Consider the following 19,770-nt stretch of genomic DNA (forward strand, 5'->3'; position numbering starts at 1 on the left):
AAGGCTATTTTTGTTATGAGGTGCCAGGAATGCGTCTACAGACCCGTGGCGGTGAGTTCGATCAGGCAGCAACGACTGGCGCGAGGTGATTGCAGTTCGATTTCCAGCAAACCGTCAGAATTATCCACTTGAGCGCAATCAAGTTTACCGAGAATTTCCCACGGCTGGCCGTTCACGCTTATCGCTACTTGCTCGGCCATGCTGAACAGCACAAAGATGCCGGCTGAACTGAACAGCCGTTGCGGATGACGCACGTCTATCCAGTGCAGGCGTGCTGTGTAACGGTGAGGAGCATAGATCAGATTGAAGTCGCGAATCGGCCCGTCCAGCAGTGTGCAACTGACTTCACTGTCGCCGCTGAACGCAAACGGGTCCGATGGCAGCAACGGGCGGCTGGTAACGCCGTCCACGTCCAGTGTCATGCCCGCGCCCTGCAAGACGGTAATGATGCGTTGATAACCGGCGAACACCGAGAAGCCGCCCGAGGTTTCAATATCGGCGATCGACAGCCGCCAGCCGAAACCGTCGAGGTCCTGGCCTGCATCGCGAGCGATTTCTTCAGTGCTGCCACCGCCGTTTTTCCACGGCATGCGCGGGTAGTCGACGGCACGCAGGAGGCGAGTCTGGCTCATTTGGTAAAGCGTCCTTCCAGGCGATGGCGGGAGCCGGGGTGGATCAGGCGCGCAGCGGTGACGGGCTGGCGGCCTGACCAGGTACGGCGACGAATCAGCAGGCAAGGCTCTCCGGCATCGATCTGCAACAACGTGCATTCATCGGCTTCGGCGAGGATCGCCTCGACCACATGCTCGCCTTCGGTGAGCGGTGCAACCTGCGACAGATAGGCATAAGGCGTCTGTAGGGTGAAGTCCTGCCTGAGGTAGTCCGGGGCGACCTGGGCGTTGACGAAGCGGTCTTCGATCTGTACCGGAATGTCGTTCTCGTAGTGCACGATCAGTGAATGGAACACCCGCTGGCCTTCGCGCATGTCCAGCGCCAGAGCGCGCTCGGAGCCTGCGGCTTCTTCCTTTAGCACCATGACCTTGCAGGTATGGCGATGGCCGCGCGCGGCGATCTCGTCAGCAATGTTATGCACTTCGAACAGCGCCGACTGGCTTTTGGGTTCGGCGACAAAAGTGCCAACACCCTGCATGCGCACCAGCAAACCTTCAACGGTCAGCTCACGCAGGGCGCGGTTGATGGTCATGCGGCTGAAACCCAGTTGCGTCACCAGCTCGCTTTCCGACGGTACGCGATGGTGCGGCGGCCAGGTGCCATTCTGGATCTGCAGGGCGATCATGTGTTTGACGCGGGCGTACAAGGGTGCGGGACTTTCGCCCATCTGGGCTGCCAGGGAAGAAGAGGCGGGCGGAGTCGACACGTGTGAGTCCTTGTTTTCAAAATGACGTTTTGACGATGATTCAGACGCCTGAGAGCGCCACGCTAACCATTAACCTGCTGCTCGGCAAGCGTGCCGAAGGTTTACCGGTCGCTTAAACGTCTGTATATGTATATACAAATTACAGTGATGAGGTGTGAAGTCAATGTCAGCCTTCTTTGCCGAGCGCGCGTTACTCCCCGACGGCTGGGCCAACAATGTGCGTCTGGAGGTCAGCCAGGAAGGCGTTTTGACCTGCGTCGAGGCCAATGCGGATCGGCAGGGTGCCGAAATCGTCAGTGGCCCGTTGCTGCCTGGCATGCCGAACCTGCACTCTCATGCGTTTCAGCGGGCGATGGCCGGGCTGGCGGAAGTGGCGGGCAACCCCAACGACAGTTTCTGGACCTGGCGCGACCTCATGTATCGCCTGGTAGGGCGCATCAGTCCGCAGCAACTGGGCGTTATCGCTCGCCAGCTGTACATCGAAATGCTCAAGGGCGGTTACACCTCGGTTGCCGAATTTCATTACGTGCATCAGGACCTGGACGGCAAACCCTATGCAGATCCTGCCGAACTGGCCGTGCAGATCAGTCAGGCGGCAAGTTCGGTCGGCATCGGCCTGACCCTGCTGCCGGTGCTTTACAGCCACTCGGGGTTTGGCGGGCAGGCACCCAACGAAGGGCAGCGGCGGTTTATTCACAGCACTGACAGCTATCTGGATTTGCAGGCTCGTCTACGCCCGCTTCTGGCGGCTCAGCCCACGCAGCAGTTGGGTCTGTGCTTCCACTCGCTGCGTGCGGTGACGCCACAGCAGATCAGTGAAGTACTGGCGGCCAGCGACCAGCAGTGCCCTGTGCATATTCATATTGCGGAACAGCAGAAGGAAGTCGATGACTGCCTGAACTGGAGCGGTCGGCGTCCGCTGCAATGGCTGTATGAAAATGCCCCTGTGGATAACCGCTGGTGCTTGGTGCATGCGACCCACGCCGAGGCAGATGAGGTGCAACTGATGGCGCAAAGTGGCGCGGTGGCCGGGTTATGCCTGACCACCGAGGCCAATCTGGGCGACGGTATCTTTCCGGCGGTGGACTACATTGCCCAGGGTGGCCGATGGGGAATTGGCTCGGACAGTCACGTTTCGCTCAGCGTGGTCGAGGAGTTGCGCTGGCTGGAGTACGGCCAGCGTCTACGCGATCAGCGTCGTAACCGGCTGTATCGCAGTGATCAGCCGATGGTTGGCCGCACCTTGTACGACGCCGCGCTCGCGGGTGGCGCGCAAGCGCTGGGGCAGCAGGTTGGTACGCTGCAAGTGGGGCAACGCGCCGACTGGCTGGTGCTGGATGGCAACGACCCGTACATCGCCACGGCTTCGGGCGACGCCATCCTCAACCGCTGGCTGTTCGCCGGCAGCGACCGACAGATTCGCGACGTAGCCGTGAATGGACGCTGGGTCATACGCGAAGGGCGACATGCCGCAGAGGAGCAAAGCAGTCGAGCGTTTGCACAGGTGCTGAGGGAATTGCTGGGCTGATGCGAGGGAGGACGCAGAGCGTCAAGAACGGCATGCCCACGCGGAGCATGGGCACGATAGTGTTCTTGCGGACGCTTGGCGTTCCTCACTTTCCAGCCACGACGCTTATCGTTCCTCACGCTCCAGCGTGGGAATGCCGTGGGTGACGCTCCGCGTCACAAATCTGCGCCGCGCCGCCCATCGAAAATCGGACGCGGAGCGTCCAGAACGGCATGCCCACGCGGAGCATGGGCACGATAGTGTTCTTGCGGACGCTTGGCGTTCCTCACTTTACAGCCACGACGCTTATCGTTCCTCACGCTCCAGCGTGGGAATGCCGTGGGTGACGCTCCGCGTCACAAATCTGCGCCGCGCCGCCCATCGAAAATCGGACGCGGAGCGTCAAGAACGGCATGCCCACGCGGAGCATGGGCACGATAGTGTTCTTGCGGACGCTTGGCGTTCCTCACTTTCCAGCCACGACGCTTATCGTTCCTCACGCTCCAGCGTGGGAATGCCGTGGGTGACGCTCCGCGTCACAAATCTGCGCCGCGCCGCCCATCGAAAGTCGGACGCGGAGCGTCCAGAAAGGCATGCGACGCAGAGCGTCGCACGATGATCAAGCGTGAGCACAATAAGCGGAGTCCGCTTACTTCTCGCCCTTGCCGATCTTCGAATCATCTTCGCGCCAGATCAGGCGGGAGGTGTCGTAGCCTTGCTGACGAGCCTTGCTCAGCATGCTTTCCTTGACCGATGCAGACACTGTAGGCGTGCGCGACAGCAGCCACAGGTATTTGCGGTCCGGGTTGCCGACCACGGCGGTCCGGTAGCCTTCGCTGACGTCCAGAATCCAGTAGTCACCTTTGGCAACGCCCGGCAGCAGGCGTGAGAACCAGTTATCGAACACCACCCACAGCTTGTCGGTCTTGCCCGGCACTTGCGGCGAAGCGGTGCCTTTGGCTTCTTCCCACTTGCCCTCGATAGTGCGGCAGCGGTTGGTCACAGCGATGTTGCCGTCGTCCTTGAGCGCGTAAAGCGCCTCGGACTGGGCGCATTTGCGCTGGAAAAACATTGGCAGGCGGGCGATCTCGTACCAGGTGCCCTGATACTGCTTGAGGTCGACGCTGTCGACTGTCCTTGGCTCGAGATTGTCAGCCGAGTGGGCAAAACCGATGGCCAGAAAGCTGGCCATGACAAAAATTCCGAAACGTACCAGTACCTTGATCATGTTTTATTTCAGACCCTGACCCGAGAACAGCACAACCTTGTCTGCCGCATACTGCACGCTGATAAAGGTGTTCTGGTCACCCCATGTGCAACTGGACATGCCCAGTGCGCCGGAGCATTCCGTCGGGCTGCCCAGCAAGGATTCGACCTGTGCCTTGGGCATGCCGGCTGAAATTTTCGAGTAGTTTTCCTGGGTGATCTTGCTGCAGGCAGCCAGAAATACGCAGAACGAGAGTAACGCGACAGTGCGCAAGGACATGGGTGTAGCTCCTGAACGGAAGGGGGTCGCGTCGCAGTGCAAGCGGAGGCAGGCTGGCGCAGTACCGCAAGCTTAGAAGAGAAAAAGGGAATCTGGTTCCCGGACGGCGCAAGGATTTATGCCGTAGATCAGATGGTTGGCTCGCAGGCCTGTGCCGAACGCAGCATTGAATGTTCGTTTGCCTGTCGCCAGGTGGTGATTCAGACGGGCCGAATCACCACTGGCTCACAGCAAGCCTTCTTACTCTTTGTGATACGCAGTAGCGCGCTCGACTTCTTCTTTCGAACCCAGGTACACCGCTACGCGCTGGTGCAGGCCTTCCGGCTGAATGTCGAGAATGCGCTGATGACCGTCGGTGGATGCGCCGCCAGCCTGCTCGACCAGGAAGGACATCGGGTTGGCTTCATACATCAGACGCAGTTTGCCCGGCTTGGAAGGCTCGCGGCTGTCGCGCGGGTACATGAACAGACCGCCACGGGTGAGGATACGGTGCACGTCGGCCACCATCGCAGCGACCCAGCGCATGTTGTAGTTCTTTTTCAACGGGCCTTCTTCGCCGGCCAGCAACTCGTTCACGTAGCGCTGTACCGGGGCTTCCCAGTGGCGCTGGTTGGACATGTTGATCGCGAATTCCTGGGTGGACTCCGGGATTTTGATGTCTTCGTGAGTGAGCACGAAGCTGCCCATTTCGCGGTCCAGGGTGAAGCCTTTCACGCCGTCGCCCAGGGTCAGCACCAGCATGGTCTGCGGGCCGTAGATGGCGTAACCGGCGGCGACCTGTTCGGTGCCCGGCTGCAGGAAGGCCTTTTCATTCAGCGCTTCGTTCTGGCTGAGGTATTCGTTCGGGCAACGCAGTACCGAAAAGATGGTGCCGACCGGTGCGTTGATGTCGATGTTCGACGAGCCGTCCAGCGGGTCGAAAACCAGCAGGTACGCGCCCTTCGGGTATTTGCCCGGGATCTGGTAGGCGTTGTCCATTTCTTCGGACGCCATGCCGGCCAGGTGACCGCCCCATTCGTTGGCCTCGAGCAGGATCTCGTTGGAGATCACATCGAGCTTTTTCTGCACTTCGCCCTGAACGTTTTCGGTGCCCATGCTGCCAAGTACGCCGCCCAGCGCGCCTTTGGAGACGGCGTGGCTGATTTCCTTGCATGCGCGCGCCACAACTTCGATCAGGAAGCGCAGATCGGCAGGGGTGTTGTTGCTGCGAGTCTGCTCAATCAAGTAACGACTTAGTGTAACGCGGGACATGGATAGCTCCGAAAATAGGGGGTATGAAAACCCGCGCAGTTTAACGCGAGTGGCGACGTAATACTGCTATCAGACTGGCTTATGACTGTTTCAGTTCAGATGTCGGGCAAAGCGCACCCGACAGCCTGTGTGTTTCAGCGTTTTGATGCGCGCAGGGTGCTGAACGCCATCCAGCCCAGAAACAGTACCCCGAGCAGCAGAACAGCCCAAAGCCCGAGGCGTTTGAAGTCCATGCTCTGCGGCACCGCTATCGGCGCAGCTGCCATGTTGGCAACAGATGCCGTAGCGGGTTCCGCTGTCCCGAGCGAGGCCAGTTTTTCCGGACTCAAGTCGGGGATCAGGGTGGCCAGCGACAGGTTCGCCGCCTTGACGTTCGGGTTGCCGATGGCCAGCGTGAAGGGCCCTTCACCGCGTGCCAGGAATACGATTTCCGTGGCAGGCACGGCGACGCTCAACTGCGGCGCTTCACTGCCCAGCCCGCCGCCGCGATCATCCACCACCAGTTTTAGCTGTTGAACGATGCGCCCGGACAATTGCAGCTGGTCCTGCAAGACATCGCTGTTGTTCTGCGATAACCGGTACAACAGGCCACTGCTGATCGGTTGCCAAGGCTGTTTCGCGTCCATCCGACCGTAAAGCGTCGCCGGTGCGAGGCTGTTTGGCTGGGCAATGTCGACCTTGACGCGCCCTACCGGCAAGCCGCTCGGCAGTTGCCAGACATATTCGTTGGGACTTTCGACGACGCCCTTGACCGGTGGCGACCAGGTCAGCGGCGGGGTCGGGCTTTCAGTGCTGGCGCTGAGCAGGTGGGCGGAGATCAACAGGGGGGCGCTGTGCGGGGCGCGCCACAACAGACGCAGGTAGCGGGCGCTCTGGCCGGGCAGGCCGACTTCACGTTGCTCGATCACTTCGTCGGCAAATGACAGCCGGGCAACCTGCCCTTCGCCCCAGTTGCGCCAGTGCTGCAGGTCATCGCTGGCTTCGATGCTGAAATTCTGGAAACCTTCACGCTCGGTGCTCCAGTCGATCACCAGCTGCTCCAGTGGCGCCTTGATCGCGCTGGTGTCCAGCAACCAGCCGCGCAGCACTTCTTCACCAGCCTCGATATCGCTTTGCGGCTGGACCTCGATCACGCTGCCGTTGCTTGAGCGCTCGATGCGGATGACCGGCGCGGCATCGCCTGCTTCCTGCGTGCTGTACAGGGCAAACCATTTGACCGGGATTGGCGTGGGTTCCTGCTCGCGTGCAGGCTGTCGCGGCGTGATCGAATAAGCCTGCGGCTGGCCTTCGGCATTGAACACGCGCACATCACCCAGGTCGCCCTGCCGGGCATTCAACTGGACGGCAAGCGGTAACTCGATGCGATACCAAGGCCCGTCGCCGCTAAGGCTCAGTGGGGTCTGGCTGGCAAAGTCCGTCGGTTTGTCCTGGGCGACGGCGGTTACCGCCGTGCACAAGGCCAGGCCAAGCACGGCGATCTTCATGGCGGGATGACTCAAGAACGTTTTCCTCATAGCTTATCCGGCGCGGCGGTCGGGCCTGGGCCGGGTTCTTCGCCGACCTCTCTGGCAGAGTGTTTCGGCGGCAATGGTGCGAAATATCCCACCACCAGTAGCAGAATGCCAACACCGATGAACGAGACGATTCGCTCCATGCCGCCACGATTGCTCAGCTCGACGAAGAACAGCTTGATCACCACCACGCCGATCAATGCTGCGCCGCCCAGCCAGAGCTCGCGGTTGCTGCGCATATGACCGCCGATCATCAGGGCCAGTGCCATCAGCGTCCAGACTATCGATAACCCGGCCTGAACGCGCATCGACTCAAGCAGCGCCTCGGCGTGCCACGGCACTTGAGCCCAATGATGGGCCGTGCGCATGACCATTGCCGTGACGAGTGCAAACAGTGAAGCGCCTGCCACCAGCAAGGCAGCATTGCGATGGCGTGTGAGGTACTTGCGTATCCACAGGCATACCCCGGCCAGAGCCAGCAGCAGGCCGATTTCCAGCGGGTTGAGCAGCGGGATATAGGGCAGCGGTTCCGCCGCACCGTCGCTGAACGTGTTCGCCAGCCAGAACCACGCCAGCATCAATGCCGCCAGTGGTGCCGCGGCCCCGACATGGTAGGCCTCGGGGCAAGCCTTCACCGGCCATGGCCACTGACGCTCTGAGCTCATCGCCAGCAGGAACAGGCTGGGCAGAATCGCCCAGCCCAGCCAGCGCCAGGCGTTGTAGGACTCGGACAGCTGCAACAGGCCGAAACGCAATTCCAGTGCCAGTACGGCGATGATCAACAGGCAGCCTGTGGTGTGAGCGATACGTTGCGCGAGGATCGGCAGCGTGTCTGCCAGATAGTGCAAGGTCAGTAGATGCACGGCGAACACGGCTGCCCAGGCCAGCCAGCCCCAGTTCGCGGCCGGGTGGTAATACTCACTCAGCGAGCCCAGTAACAGAAGGGCGCTGACTGGGGTGAGTACGCTGCACAATACGGCGAGGTCTGGCCAGTGCGAACGCAGGGCCAGCACTGCCCAGATAGCTACGCTGAGCGCAGCCGCGATCAACAGCAGTGGCGTCTGCACGCTGTTCGGTGCGTACAGTTGCACGACGCTGATCAATGAAGCCGCCCACCAGATCGCGCCCCATATCGTCAGTACCGTTCTGGCGATTTTCTGATCGATGATCATCAGGGTGTTGAAACGGAACACGCTCCAGGCGCTGATCAGGGCCGCGATGGCCAGAATCATCGGTGTCCAGTAGTCACCAGCCCAGCTGGAATTGTCTGAATCACTGATCAGCATTGCGCTGGCGCACACCTGCAACACCAAGCCGAAAACCTGTGCCAGCTTGCGGTGCTGGCGCAGGCCCAGCCAGAAAACCGCTGCGCCTTCCACGGCCCACGCGCAGGTCGTCCATTGCGAACCGAGGCCCAGCGGGATGGCCAGGGTGGCAAACACCACGCCCAGCGCCAGGCAGGTTTCCATCAACAAAACGGTTCGGCCGGTCGCACGTGCCGCCAGCCAGCGTGCGAGCCCCATGTAGATCAGGCCCAGCGCGAGCGCGCTGAACGCGGCACCGAACTCAAGGTGTTCGACCAGCGCGTATTGCAGGCCGAACCCGACGATTGGCGTGCCAAACAGCAGTGTGCCGTCGACGTAATCACCCTGACGTGCCGACCAGCGCAGCAGGGCTTCGCGACTGGCCTCCGGTGGCGCGTCAGTGAGTTCCAGCAGCTTGCGACGCGCATGCAGCAGACCGATGGCCAGGTACATCACAAAGAACAGAATCAGAAAGGGCTCGGTGCTCCAGAACAGCTCTGGGGTGTAAGCCCGTATGCCCCAGGCGAAACCGATGCCGAACGTGCCGAAGAAGCCGATCAGGTTGAGAATGCGCCAGGCCTTGAACCAGGCGATGGCAATGATGCCCGCGTTGAGCAGGGCAAAGTAACTGAACAGCGAGATGTGGCTGCCTTGCCCGGTGGAAGCAAGCAGTGGTGCTGCGAATCCACCCAGCGCACCGGCGCAGGCCAGGGCCAGAGCATTCTGTGTCAGCGCCAGAATGGCCGAGAAAGCGGTGATCGCTACCAGCAGCACAAAGCCCACTGCCGGATCGAGCAGGGTGTGCAATTTCATCGCCGCAAAGACGGTCAGGTACAGCACGCCTACGCCTGCGCCTTGCAACATCAGCGCGTAAGGACCGTTGCGCAAACGCAGCCACCAACCCAGACCGAGCAGGGCCAGCGCACTGGCTGCAACGCCGGCGTAGCGCGCTTCAATTGGTACGACCATGCCTTCGGTGGCGTAGCGCAACAGAAAGGCCAGCCCGAGAAACAGCACCACTACGCCCACGCGCAGTACCGTATTGCCGCCCAGCAGCCAGTCTTTTGCGCGACTGATGGCGCTGTCCAGCAGATTGGGCTGAGCGGCCTTTGAAGGCTGGCGGATCTCGGTGGCGGGTTCGGCAGGTCTTGCTGCCTGCGGCTCTTCGTCCGGGAGGTCCCAGATCAGCTCGGGGCCGTCAATGGGTGTCTCGATAATGACCGCATCCACTGGGAGCGGTGCGGCGTCCTGCGCAGGTGGCACGCCGGGTGCGGACTGACGCTCGAGCGCGTTCAGGCGCTGTTGAACGGCGTCGAGGGATTGGCGGGTTGCGAGCAGTTGTTGCAGTTGGTCGGCAGATTGCCTGCCAAGCAGGCGCATGCGAATGCCTGCCCAGACGGCCCAGCCCATGACTGCGCCGATCAGCGCACCTGCCCACTCGTCATAGCTCAGCGCGTAGCCCAGCGCTGCACCGCCCACCACCAGACAAATCCAAAGCACGCGACGACATCCTTTTCGATGTGTGAAGGTTCATCGAGCGCAGTATATAGGGGCGGGCGGACATCGTTTGTAATGTTTTATGCAGTGCGAGGGTACGTTCATTAGCGCAGACACCTATCGTTCCTCACGCTCCAGCGTGGGAACGCCTTGGGTGACGCTCCGCGTCACAGATCTGCGCCGCACCGCGCATTCAAGATCGGATGCGGGGCGTCCAGAACTGCGTTACCACGCCGGAGCGTGGTAACGAGAGCCCAGTGAGTGCGCGAGCAGCTCCGAGTCAGTCCAGCGCCTTCCAGATGTCGCCGGCGTACTCGCGAATAGTCCGGTCCGAAGAGAACCAGCCCATGCGTGCGGTGTTGAGCACCGCCGAGCGCCACCATTCCTTGGAATCGTGCCAGCGTTCCTCGACTTTGGCCTGTGCTGCCCAGTACGAATCGAAGTCGGCACAGACCAGGAAGCGGTCATAATCCAGCAGCTGATCGATCAGTCCCACGTAACGGTTCGGATCATCCGGCGAGAACACGCCACCACGAATCGCTTGCAGTACATCGTTCAAACGCCCCGATGCCGCCACGTCTCCATGTGCGTTGAATTCGCCTGCGCGCTTGCGGGCTTCAACCTGTTGCGAGGACATGCCGAAGATGAACATGTGCTCCAGCCCGACCTGCTCGCTCATTTCCACGTTGGCACCGTCCAGCGTGCCGATGGTCAGTGCGCCGTTGAGGCCGAACTTCATGTTACTGGTCCCTGAAGCTTCCAGGCCTGCCGTGGAAATCTGCTCGGACAGGTCGGCTGCCGGGATGATGCTCTCCGCCAGACTGACGTTGTAGTTGGGCATGAACACCACTTTCAGCAGGCCACGCACCGTCGGGTCGTTGTTCACGGTCCGGGCGATATCGTTGGTCAGCTTGATGATCAGTTTGGCCGAGTGATAACTGGCCGCAGCCTTGCCGGCGAAGATCTTCACCCGCGGAACCCAGTCTGTGCCTGGCTCGGCACGAATCGCCTGATACAGCGCGACGGTGTGGAACAGGTTCAGCAACTGGCGTTTGTATTCGTGAATCCGTTTGACCTGGACGTCGAACATCGCTGCAGGATTGACGGCAATACCCAAGCGTTCATGAATGATCGCTGCCAGTGCGCGCTTGCTGTGCAGGCGTTGGTCGGCCATCTGCTTGCGGAACGAAGACTTATCGGCGAACGGCTCAAGCTCTTTGAGGCGAGTCTCGGCATTATCCAGAACGTCCTCACCCAGCGCTTCGACGAGCATTTCGGTCAGCTTCGGGTTGGCCTGGAACAGCCAGCGGCGGAAGGTGATGCCGTTGGTCTTGTTGTTGATCCGCTCCGGATAGATCTTGTGCAGCTCGGCAAACACGGTCTTGCGCATCAGTTGGGTATGCAGCGCCGAAACGCCGTTGACGCTGTGCGAGCCGAGGAACGCCAGGTTGCCCATGCGTACCCGACGACCGTTGTCTTCTTCGATCAGCGATACCGCACGCAGCACGTTGACGTCGTCGACGCCTTTGGCGCGCAGTGTGTCGATGTGTTGTGCGTTGATCAGGTAGATGATCTGCATGTGGCGCGGCAGCATCCGCTCCATCAGGCCGACTGACCAGGTCTCCAGCGCTTCCGGCAGCAGCGTATGGTTGGTGTAGCCAAGGGTGCCGACGGTGATTTTCCAGGCGGTGTCCCACGGGATGTTGTGGTTGTCGATCAACTGACGCATCAGCTCGGCCACTGCAATGGACGGGTGCGTGTCGTTCATCTGAATCGCTGCATGGTCTGGCAGATCGGTCAGCGTGGCGTGCTGGTTCAGATGGCGGCGCAGCAAATCCTGCAGCGATGCGGAAACAAAGAAGTATTCCTGGCGCAGGCGCAGTTCCTGGCCCGCTTCGGTTGCATCGTTCGGGTACAGCACGCGGGAAATACTTTCGGCGCGCACTACTTCGGCGACGGCGCCAAAGTGGTCGCCCGCGTTGAAACGTTCCAGATGCAGGTCTTCTACCGCACGCGCGCGCCACAAGCGCAGAGTGTTGACGCTTTTCCCGCGCCAGCCGACCACAGGGGTGTCGTAAGCAATTGCCCGAACGGTTTCGCCCGGACGCCAGACCTGACGCGAGTCGCCCGCTTCGGTCACCACAGTGTCGACGCTGCCACTGAAACCGATGGAGTAAACCACCTCAGGACGCTCGAATTCCCACGGGTTGCCGAAGTCCAGCCAGTTTTCGGTCTGTTCCTGCTGCCAGCCGTCGACGATGCCCTGACGAAATAGCCCGTGCTCGTAACGAATCCCATAACCGTGCCCGGCAATGCCCAGGGTCGACATGCTTTCCATGAAGCACGCTGCCAGACGACCCAGGCCGCCGTTGCCCAGCGCAGCATCCGGCTCAAGCAAGCGGATACGTTCGATATCCACACCCAGCTCGGTCAATGCTTCGCGAGCCACTTCCAGCAGGCCGAGGTTGCTCAGGCTGTCGTAGAGCAGTCGGCCAATGAGGAATTCCAGAGACAGGTAGTAAACGCGCTTCTGGACCTTGCGATAAATCTGCCGCGTGTGGTCCATCCAGTGTTCGACCATGTGGTCGCGGGCGGCAAGGGCAACAGCTTCAAACCAGTCATGCTCAAACGCATGGTCGGGGTCCTTGCCCACCGAATAGGTGAGTTTGGCGAGCACAGCGGCGCGGAAAGCAGCCACATCAGCGTCACGAACAAGTGGTTCCTGAGACATCGGTACAACCTCAAGTAGTCTGACGAATGGAAAACGGGATTCTTAGACTGTAGGCGTGTCGTCAGTTATTTCCTGAAAATAGTAGAAATAATTGAAGGCAGCGCCCTCGCTTCGACCCAGGGCAACGGCTCTGGTTCGCGCGCTGACCAAATTGGCAAAACGCTTGCATCGATCGTTCCATCCCGATCGATGACGTGCAGCATGCTGATTCTTCGTTTCGGGTTTATGATGCCCAACGGCAGAATAATAGAAGCCTCTGAACTGGACTTATGGAGCACTTATGCAGACTTTGTACCCGCAGATCAAACCCTACGCCCGGCACGATCTGGCCGTGGAACAACCGCATGTGCTTTACGTCGATGAAAGTGGCTCGCCAGAAGGGTTGCCAGTGGTATTCATTCATGGCGGCCCTGGTTCCGGATGCGATGCGCACAGTCGCTGCTATTTCGATCCTAACCTGTACCGTATCGTAACGTTCGATCAGCGTGGCTGCGGTCGCTCCACACCGCATGCCAGCCTTGAGAACAATACCACCTGGAAACTGGTGGAGGACCTGGAGCGGATTCGCGAGCACCTCGGAATCGACAAATGGGTGCTGTTCGGCGGCTCGTGGGGCTCGACTCTGGCCCTGGCTTACGCGCAGACCCATCCAGACCGCGTACACGCGCTGATTTTGCGAGGCATATTCCTGGCCCGTCAGCAGGAAATCGACTGGTTCTATCAAGCGGGTGCCAGCCGTCTGTTCCCTGATTACTGGCAGGATTATGTAGCGCCGATCCCGCTGGATGAGCGCGATAACCTACTGGCTGCCTTCCACAAGCGCCTCACGGGGCCGGACCAGATCGCCCAGATGCACGCCGCCAAAGCCTGGTCGACCTGGGAAGGGCGTTGCGCAACCTTGCGCCCCAACCCGCAAGTGGTCGATCGCTTCACCGAACCGCACCGTGCGCTGTCCATTGCGCGCATCGAATGCCATTACTTCATGAACAAGGCGTTCCTTGAGGAAAACCAGTTGATTCGCGACATGCCAAAGATCGCGCACCTGCCGGCAATCATCGTTCACGGTCGTTACGACGTCATCTGCCCGCTGGACAATGCCTGGGAGTTGCATCAGAACTGGCCCGGCAGCGAACTGCAGGTCATTCGTGAGGCTGGCCATTCGGCGTCGGAATCCGGTATAGCCGATGCGCTGGTGCGTGCCGCTGCAGAAATTGCGCGCAACCTGCTCGACCTCCCGCCCGAAGAAGCATGACAGCAGCCTGGTATTGGTTTTGAGTCTGGAAAGGCATTTATGAAAGGTTTGTTGCAGCGCGTGCGAAACGCACGCGTGGAGGTGGGCGGCGAAGTTGTCGGTGCTATCGATCAGGGCATATTGGTGCTGGTGGGCATAGAGCCTCAAGACACCCGCGCCAGTGCCGATAAGTTGCTGCACAAGCTGCTCAATTATCGAGTGTTCAGCGATGCCGACGGCAAGATGAATTTATCCTTGCGCGAGATAGGTGGCGGGTTGTTGCTGGTTTCGCAGTTCACGCTGGCCGCGGATACCAAAAGCGGGTTGCGCGCGGGGTTCTCGAAAGCCGCTGCTCCAGCGCTGGGCGCCGAGCTGTTCGACTATCTATTGAGTCAGGCCAGAATCGCGCATACCGCTGTGGCTGCGGGCCAATTTGGTGCGGACATGCAAGTGCACTTGATAAATGATGGCCCAGTGACATTTTTGTTCGATACATAAGCTACGATTTCATCGTTTCTCCCCTGAATTTTCCGGTCGCACGGGAAATAAATTTCTTTGTCATACCTGATGCGTTGTGGCGCGCGCTGCTGGATAATCGCGCGTTACGGGGATCGACACTGTTGGTCCATTTGGTATGACAAAAGCGGTTCTGACACCGGGTTGGGGAATCATTAAGCCCATTCGGAGTCGGAACAATGCTCGCCAACCCGGCATTGATAGCTGGCCGTTGGTTTTTTCATCTGTTTTTCGGCGAGGGTTGCTCGTGATTGTTAGTCCCTGTGATGCTCCAAAGACACCTGTCAAGCGGTTGCGTAGTGCACTTCTGGCAAGCTCGGCCCTTGTATGCCTGTTCAGTGCAGGTCAGCTGTGGGCGTTCAATCTTGATGATGTAACGGCAAAAGCCAAAGAACTGGCCGGGCAGAAGTTCGAGGCTCCAAGGAGCAATCTGCCGAACGAGCTTCGCGATATGAAGTTTGCCGACTATCAGAAGATTCGCTTCCGCGATGACAAGGCCGAATGGGCGGGCGAGAAGACTCCGTTCAAAGTGTCTTTCTACCACCAGGGCATGCACTTCGACACGCCGGTCAAGATCAACGAAGTGACCGCCACCAGCGTCGACGAAATCAAGTACGACTCCAGTCGTTTCGATTTCGGCGATCTGAAGATCGACCCCAAATCCACCGAGAAACTGGGTTATGCCGGTTTCCGTGTCCTGTATCCGATCAACAAGGATGACAAGCAGGACGAAATCATGACCATGCTGGGCGCGAGCTACTTCCGCGTGATCGGCAAGGGTCAGGTCTATGGCCTGTCCGCACGCGGCATGGCAATCGACACTGCATCGCCGTCTGGTGAGGAGTTCCCGCGCTTCAAGGAATTCTGGATCGAGAAGCCGGGCCCGGATGACAACCATCTGGTGATCTTCGCGCTGCTCGACTCGCCGCGCGCTACCGGTGCTTATCAGTTGACCCTGCGTCCTGGCACCAACACTCTGGTTGACGTCAAATCGCGCATGTTCCTGCGTGACAAGGTCAACAAGCTCGGTGTTGCCCCATTGACCAGCATGTTCCTGTTCGGTGCCAACCAGCCTTCGCGTGTACCTAACTACCGTCGCGAGCTGCACGACTCCAGCGGTCTGTCGATTCAGGCTGCCAACGGTGAGTGGTTGTGGCGTCCGCTGAACAACCCTAAACATCTGTCCATCAGCAGCTTCTCGGTCGAAAACCCGCGTGGTTTCGGTCTGCTGCAACGTGGCCGTGACTTCAGCCAGTACGAAGACTTGGATGACCGCTATGACAAGCGTCCAAGCGCCTGGATCGAGCCGAAGGGTGACTGGGGCAAGGGCACCGTCGAGCTGGTCGAAATTCCGACTGCCGACGAGACCAACGACAACATCGTGGCCTACTGGAAGCCTGAGACTCTCGCAGAGCCAGGCAAGGAAATGGCATTCGATTACCGTCTGCACTGGACCATGCAGGAAAACTCGATCCACTCGCCGGATCTGGGCTGGGTCAAGCAGACCCAACGCTCCATCGGTGATGTGCGTCAGTCCAACCTGATCCGTCAGCCGGATGGCAGCCTTGCCTTCCTGGTCGATTTCGTGGGCCCGGTACTGGCCGCATTGCCGGAAGACAAGACCATTCGCAGCCAGGTGACCACTGACGACAACGTCGAGCTGGTGGAAAACAACCTGCGCTATAACCCGGTCACCAAAGGCTACCGCCTGACCCTGCGTGTGAAGGTCAAGGATTCCGGCAAGCCAACCGAAATGCGCGCTTACCTGCTGCGTGAGATCCCTGCCGAACCGGGCAAGGAACCTGCGCTGCTCGTTGCAGACAAAGCTGAAGAGAAGAAGGCTGCTGCCAAGGAAGCTGCCAAGCCGGCAGTTGCCAAGGAATCTGCCAACGACCAGGTAGAAATCGCCAAGGCCGACGCGCCGAAGCCTGAAGCCGCCAAACCCGAGACCGCCAAGCCTGAAGCTGGCAAGGCCGACGCTGCGAAAGGTAAAGGCGAAGTTGCCAAAGCCGATGCAGCCAAAGCCGATGCAGCCAAAGCCGACGCAGCCAAGGCTGACGTAGCCAAGGACAAGGACGGTAAAGAGATTCAGCAGCCTGAAACCGAGGCAGCACCCACCCATCCGGAACCGGCCAAGACGTTGCAAGTCATGACCGAGACCTGGAGCTATCAGTTGCCGAGCGATGAGTAATTCTCTACCGGTGCCAGTGTCTCTGAACGAGTACCTGGCGCATTTACCGATGAGCGACGAGCAGCGGGCAGAACTTGCCGGCTGCAAGACCTTCGCCGAGTTGCATGAGCGTCTTTCTGCGCAGCCGGTCAATGACCCTGCCGAGGCCGCTCAGGCTTCGGTGGGTCGCCGTCTGACGCTGACCACTGCAGATCAGTTGGAGGACGCCGAGATGCTCGGCGTCGATGCCAGCGGTCGCCTGTGCCTCAAGGCCACACCGCCGATTCGCCGGACCAAGGTCGTGCCAGAGCCATGGCGCACCAACATTCTGGTGCGCGGCTGGCGTCGCCTGACCGGCAAGACCAACCCGCCCAAGCCCGCGCATGATGATCTTCCGCGGGATCTGCCGAAGGCGCGCTGGCGCACCGTCGGTTCGATCCGTCGCTACATCCTGCTGATCCTCATGCTGGGCCAGACGATCGTGGCTGGCTGGTACATGAAGGGCATCCTGCCGTATCAGGGCTGGTCGCTGGTTTCGCTCGACGAAATCACCCGTCAGACCTTCGTGCAGACCGCCTTGCAGGTCATGCCTTATGCCTTGCAGACCAGCATTCTGTTGCTGTTCGGGATTCTCTTCTGCTGGGTGTCGGCCGGTTTCTGGACCGCACTGATGGGCTTCCTTGAGCTGCTCACCGGTCGCGACAAATACCGTATCTCGGGGGCCAGTGCTGGCAACGAGCCGATCGAAAAGGGCGCACGTACTGCGCTGGTCATGCCGATCTGCAACGAAGACGTGCCACGGGTTTTCGCCGGCCTGCGCGCTACGTTCGAGTCGGTAGCTGCCACGGGTGACCTGGATCGTTTCGATTTCTTCGTGCTCAGCGACACCAACGAGACCGACATTGCCGTTGCCGAGCAACAGGCCTGGCTGGACGTATGCCGCGAGACCAAAGGTTTAGGCAAGATCTTCTATCGCCGTCGTCGTCGTCGCGTAAAACGCAAAAGCGGCAACCTGGACGACTTCTGCCGTCGTTGGGGTGGTGAATACCGCTACATGGTCGTGCTGGACGCCGACAGCGTCATGAGCGGTGAGTGTCTGACCAGTCTGGTTCGCCTGATGGAAGCCACGCCGGACGCCGGTATCATTCAAACCGCGCCACGTGCGTCGGGTATGGACACGCTGTATGCACGCATGCAGCAGTTCGCTACTCGGGTTTACGGTCCGCTGTTCACGGCCGGTCTGCACTTCTGGCAGTTGGGTGAATCCCACTATTGGGGTCACAACGCGATCATCCGCATGAAGCCGTTTATCGAGCATTGCGCCTTGGCGCCGCTTCCGGGTAAAGGTGCCTTTGCCGGTGCGATCCTGTCTCACGACTTCGTCGAAGCTGCGCTGATGCGCCGTGCCGGCTGGGGCGTGTGGATTGCTTACGACCTGCCGGGCAGTTATGAAGAATTGCCGCCCAACCTGCTGGACGAACTCAAGCGTGACCGTCGCTGGTGCCACGGCAACCTGATGAACTTCAGGCTGTTCCTGGTCAAGGGCATGCACCCGGTTCACCGTGCGGTGTTCCTGACGGGCGTGATGTCGTATCTGTCGGCACCGTTGTGGTTCTTCTTCCTCGTACTGTCCACGGCCCTGCTGGCGGTGAACACGCTGATGGAGCCGACCTACTTCCTTGAACCGCGTCAGCTGTATCCGCTGTGGCCACAATGGCACCCGGAAAAAGCTGTTGCGTTGTTCTCGACGACCATCGTCCTGCTGTTCCTGCCTAAACTGCTCAGCGTCATTCTGATCTGGGCCAAGGGCGCGAAAGGCTTCGGTGGCAAGTTCAAGGTCACCGTTTCGATGCTGCTGGAAATGCTCTTTTCGGTGCTGCTGGCACCGGTGCGCATGCTGTTCCACACCCGCTTCGTACTGGCCGCTTTCCTGGGCTGGGCCGCAACCTGGAACTCTCCGCAACGCGACGACGACTCCACGCCGTGGATCGAAGCCGTTAAGCGTCATGGTCCACAGACACTGCTGGGCGCATGCTGGGCCTTGCTGGTGTTCTGGTTGAACCCGAGCTTCCTGTGGTGGCTTGCGCCGATTGTGGTCTCGTTGATGCTGTCGATTCCGGTGTCGGTGATTTCCAGCCGTACCAATCTGGGCGTCAAGGCGCGTGACGAGAAGTTCTTCCTGATTCCTGAAGAGTTCGAACCGCCGCAAGAGTTGATCTCGACGGATCAGTACACCTACGAGAACCGCTGGCATGCGCTGAAACAAGGCTTCATTCGGGCTGTGGTGGATCCTCGCCAGAATGCTCTGGCCTGCGCCCTGGCAACCTCGCGTCACCGTCAGGCACAGCCGATCGAAGTGGTGCGTATGGAGCGTGTTGATCAGGCTCTGAAGGTAGGTCCGGCCAAACTCGGCAACCAGGAACGTCTGATGCTGCTGAGCGACCCGGTCGCCCTTGGCCGCTTGCACGAGCGCGTCTGGAGCGAAGGTCACGAAGAGTGGCTGGCCGCCTGGAGAGCTTCCATCGAAGCTGATCCACATGCGCCGTTGCTGCCTTTGCAACCAGTAGGTAAAGCATCGGAGCCGGTCCCGGTCTAAGACTGCCCGGCTTCGAAAAAAGCCCCTGCCGCTTAGCGCGTCGGGGGCTTTTTTATTGGGCTTCGTGGCACATAAATGCACAGGACATGGTCAAGACGGGTTCTCCAGAACACCGCTCGTTCCTCAAGCTCCAGCGTGGGCACGATGGTGTTATTCCTGCCGACTATCGTTCCTCACGCTCCAGCGTGGGAATGCAGTTCACGACGCTCTGCGTCGCAAGAGGACGCGGAGCGTCCAGACCGGCATATCCACGCGGAGCATGGGCACGATAGTGTTATCCCTGACGACGCTCGTTCCTCACGCTCCAGCGTGGGAATGCAGTTCACGACGCACTGCGTCGCCAGAGGACGCGGAGCGTCCAGACCGGCATGTCCACGCGGAGCATGGGCACGATAGTGTTATCCCTGACGACACTCGTTCCTCACGCTCCAGCGTGGGAATGCAGTTCACGACGCTCTGCGTCGCAAGAGGACGCGGAGCGTCCAGACCGGCATGCCCACGCGGAGCATGGGCACGATAGTGTTATCCCTGACGACGCTCGTTCCTCACGCTCCAGCGTGGGAATGCAGTTCACGACGCTCTGCGTCGCAAG

General features: G+C 60.1%; 13 protein-coding genes. 5 read left to right on the top strand and 8 right to left on the bottom strand.

Annotated elements, in window-relative coordinates:
* Window positions 1-35 precede the first annotated feature (35 nt).
* Together RYC18_RS24700 and hutC are read right to left on the bottom strand one after the other, a co-directional pair.
* Complete coding sequence (locus RYC18_RS24700; protein WP_316886960.1) at window positions 36-632, bottom strand: HutD family protein; 597 nt, start codon at window positions 630-632, stop codon at window positions 36-38.
* On the bottom strand, window positions 629-1,339 hold the full coding sequence (gene hutC, locus RYC18_RS24705; RefSeq protein ID WP_161796169.1) for a histidine utilization repressor: 711 nt from the start codon (window positions 1,337-1,339) through the stop codon (window positions 629-631). Before hutC ends, RYC18_RS24700 begins: the two co-directional genes overlap by 4 nt.
* 202 nt (window positions 1,340-1,541) lie before the next feature.
* On the opposite strand from hutC, the gene RYC18_RS24710 reads away from it, so the two are divergent.
* Window positions 1,542-2,906, top strand: coding sequence for a formimidoylglutamate deiminase (locus RYC18_RS24710; protein WP_316886961.1), 1,365 nt, complete (start codon window positions 1,542-1,544; stop codon window positions 2,904-2,906).
* Window positions 2,907-3,534: 628 nt separating this feature from the next.
* Here RYC18_RS24710 and RYC18_RS24715 read toward each other — a convergent pair.
* From RYC18_RS24715 to RYC18_RS24740, 6 genes are all read right to left on the bottom strand, one after another.
* Window positions 3,535-4,113: a lipocalin family protein gene (locus RYC18_RS24715; protein ID WP_016982755.1), complete on the bottom strand. Its 579-nt coding sequence runs from the start codon at window positions 4,111-4,113 to the stop codon at window positions 3,535-3,537.
* A 3-nt stretch (window positions 4,114-4,116) separates the two neighbouring features.
* Window positions 4,117-4,371, bottom strand: coding sequence for an outer membrane protein assembly factor BamE (gene bamE, locus RYC18_RS24720; RefSeq protein ID WP_002551616.1), 255 nt, complete (start codon window positions 4,369-4,371; stop codon window positions 4,117-4,119).
* 240 nt (window positions 4,372-4,611) lie between these two features.
* Window positions 4,612-5,622 carry a class 1 fructose-bisphosphatase gene (locus RYC18_RS24725; protein WP_004666507.1) on the bottom strand — a complete coding sequence of 337 codons (1,011 nt, stop codon included), beginning with the start codon at window positions 5,620-5,622 and terminating at the stop codon, window positions 4,612-4,614.
* Window positions 5,623-5,756: 134 nt separating this feature from the next.
* Entirely contained in the window at window positions 5,757-7,106 is a 1,350-nt protein-coding gene (locus tag RYC18_RS24730) for a DUF3999 domain-containing protein (RefSeq protein ID WP_005743138.1), read from the bottom strand.
* Between the two features lie 26 nt (window positions 7,107-7,132).
* The gene (locus tag RYC18_RS24735) at window positions 7,133-9,937 is read right to left on the bottom strand and encodes a DUF2339 domain-containing protein (RefSeq protein ID WP_316886962.1); all 2,805 of its coding nucleotides are present in this window, start codon (window positions 9,935-9,937) and stop codon (window positions 7,133-7,135) included.
* Window positions 9,938-10,214: 277 nt separating this feature from the next.
* Complete coding sequence (locus RYC18_RS24740; protein WP_002551620.1) at window positions 10,215-12,665, bottom strand: glycogen/starch/alpha-glucan phosphorylase; 2,451 nt, start codon at window positions 12,663-12,665, stop codon at window positions 10,215-10,217.
* A 280-nt stretch (window positions 12,666-12,945) separates the two neighbouring features.
* Between RYC18_RS24740 and pip the strand changes: the two genes are divergently transcribed.
* The 4 genes from pip to mdoH all read left to right on the top strand — a co-directional run bounded on the left by pip (window position 12,946) and on the right by mdoH (window position 19,178).
* A complete protein-coding gene (pip, locus tag RYC18_RS24745) occupies window positions 12,946-13,917 on the top strand; it encodes a prolyl aminopeptidase (protein ID WP_057403109.1) in 972 nt (323 codons plus the stop codon).
* 39 nt (window positions 13,918-13,956) lie between these two features.
* Window positions 13,957-14,394: a D-aminoacyl-tRNA deacylase gene (gene dtd, locus RYC18_RS24750; protein WP_316886963.1), complete on the top strand. Its 438-nt coding sequence runs from the start codon at window positions 13,957-13,959 to the stop codon at window positions 14,392-14,394.
* Window positions 14,395-14,659: 265 nt separating this feature from the next.
* The gene (locus RYC18_RS24755) at window positions 14,660-16,603 is read left to right on the top strand and encodes a glucan biosynthesis protein G (RefSeq protein WP_054088769.1); all 1,944 of its coding nucleotides are present in this window, start codon (window positions 14,660-14,662) and stop codon (window positions 16,601-16,603) included.
* Window positions 16,596-19,178: a glucans biosynthesis glucosyltransferase MdoH gene (mdoH, locus tag RYC18_RS24760; RefSeq protein ID WP_316886964.1), complete on the top strand. Its 2,583-nt coding sequence runs from the start codon at window positions 16,596-16,598 to the stop codon at window positions 19,176-19,178. The genes RYC18_RS24755 and mdoH overlap by 8 nt, the downstream gene beginning before the upstream one ends.
* Window positions 19,179-19,770 lie beyond the last annotated feature (592 nt).

The organism is Pseudomonas syringae group sp. 247E2, assembly GCF_032587795.1.
GTDB lineage: Bacteria > Pseudomonadota > Gammaproteobacteria > Pseudomonadales > Pseudomonadaceae > Aquipseudomonas > Aquipseudomonas amygdali.

What these genes read in the sequence shown, in the direction of transcription:
- RYC18_RS24740 (WP_002551620.1), bottom strand. Translation starts at nt 12,665, where the DNA reads ATGTCTCAGGAACCACTTGTTCGTGACGCTGATGTGGCTGCTTTCCGC.
- RYC18_RS24700 (WP_316886960.1), bottom strand. Translation starts at nt 632, where the DNA reads ATGAGCCAGACTCGCCTCCTGCGTGCCGTCGACTACCCGCGCATGCCG.
- mdoH (WP_316886964.1), top strand. Translation starts at nt 16,596, where the DNA reads ATGAGTAATTCTCTACCGGTGCCAGTGTCTCTGAACGAGTACCTGGCG.
- dtd (WP_316886963.1), top strand. Translation starts at nt 13,957, where the DNA reads ATGAAAGGTTTGTTGCAGCGCGTGCGAAACGCACGCGTGGAGGTGGGC.
- pip (WP_057403109.1), top strand. Translation starts at nt 12,946, where the DNA reads ATGCAGACTTTGTACCCGCAGATCAAACCCTACGCCCGGCACGATCTG.
- RYC18_RS24715 (WP_016982755.1), bottom strand. Translation starts at nt 4,113, where the DNA reads ATGATCAAGGTACTGGTACGTTTCGGAATTTTTGTCATGGCCAGCTTT.
- RYC18_RS24730 (WP_005743138.1), bottom strand. Translation starts at nt 7,106, where the DNA reads ATGAAGATCGCCGTGCTTGGCCTGGCCTTGTGCACGGCGGTAACCGCC.
- hutC (WP_161796169.1), bottom strand. Translation starts at nt 1,339, where the DNA reads ATGGGCGAAAGTCCCGCACCCTTGTACGCCCGCGTCAAACACATGATC.
- bamE (WP_002551616.1), bottom strand. Translation starts at nt 4,371, where the DNA reads ATGTCCTTGCGCACTGTCGCGTTACTCTCGTTCTGCGTATTTCTGGCT.
- RYC18_RS24710 (WP_316886961.1), top strand. Translation starts at nt 1,542, where the DNA reads ATGTCAGCCTTCTTTGCCGAGCGCGCGTTACTCCCCGACGGCTGGGCC.
- RYC18_RS24725 (WP_004666507.1), bottom strand. Translation starts at nt 5,622, where the DNA reads ATGTCCCGCGTTACACTAAGTCGTTACTTGATTGAGCAGACTCGCAGC.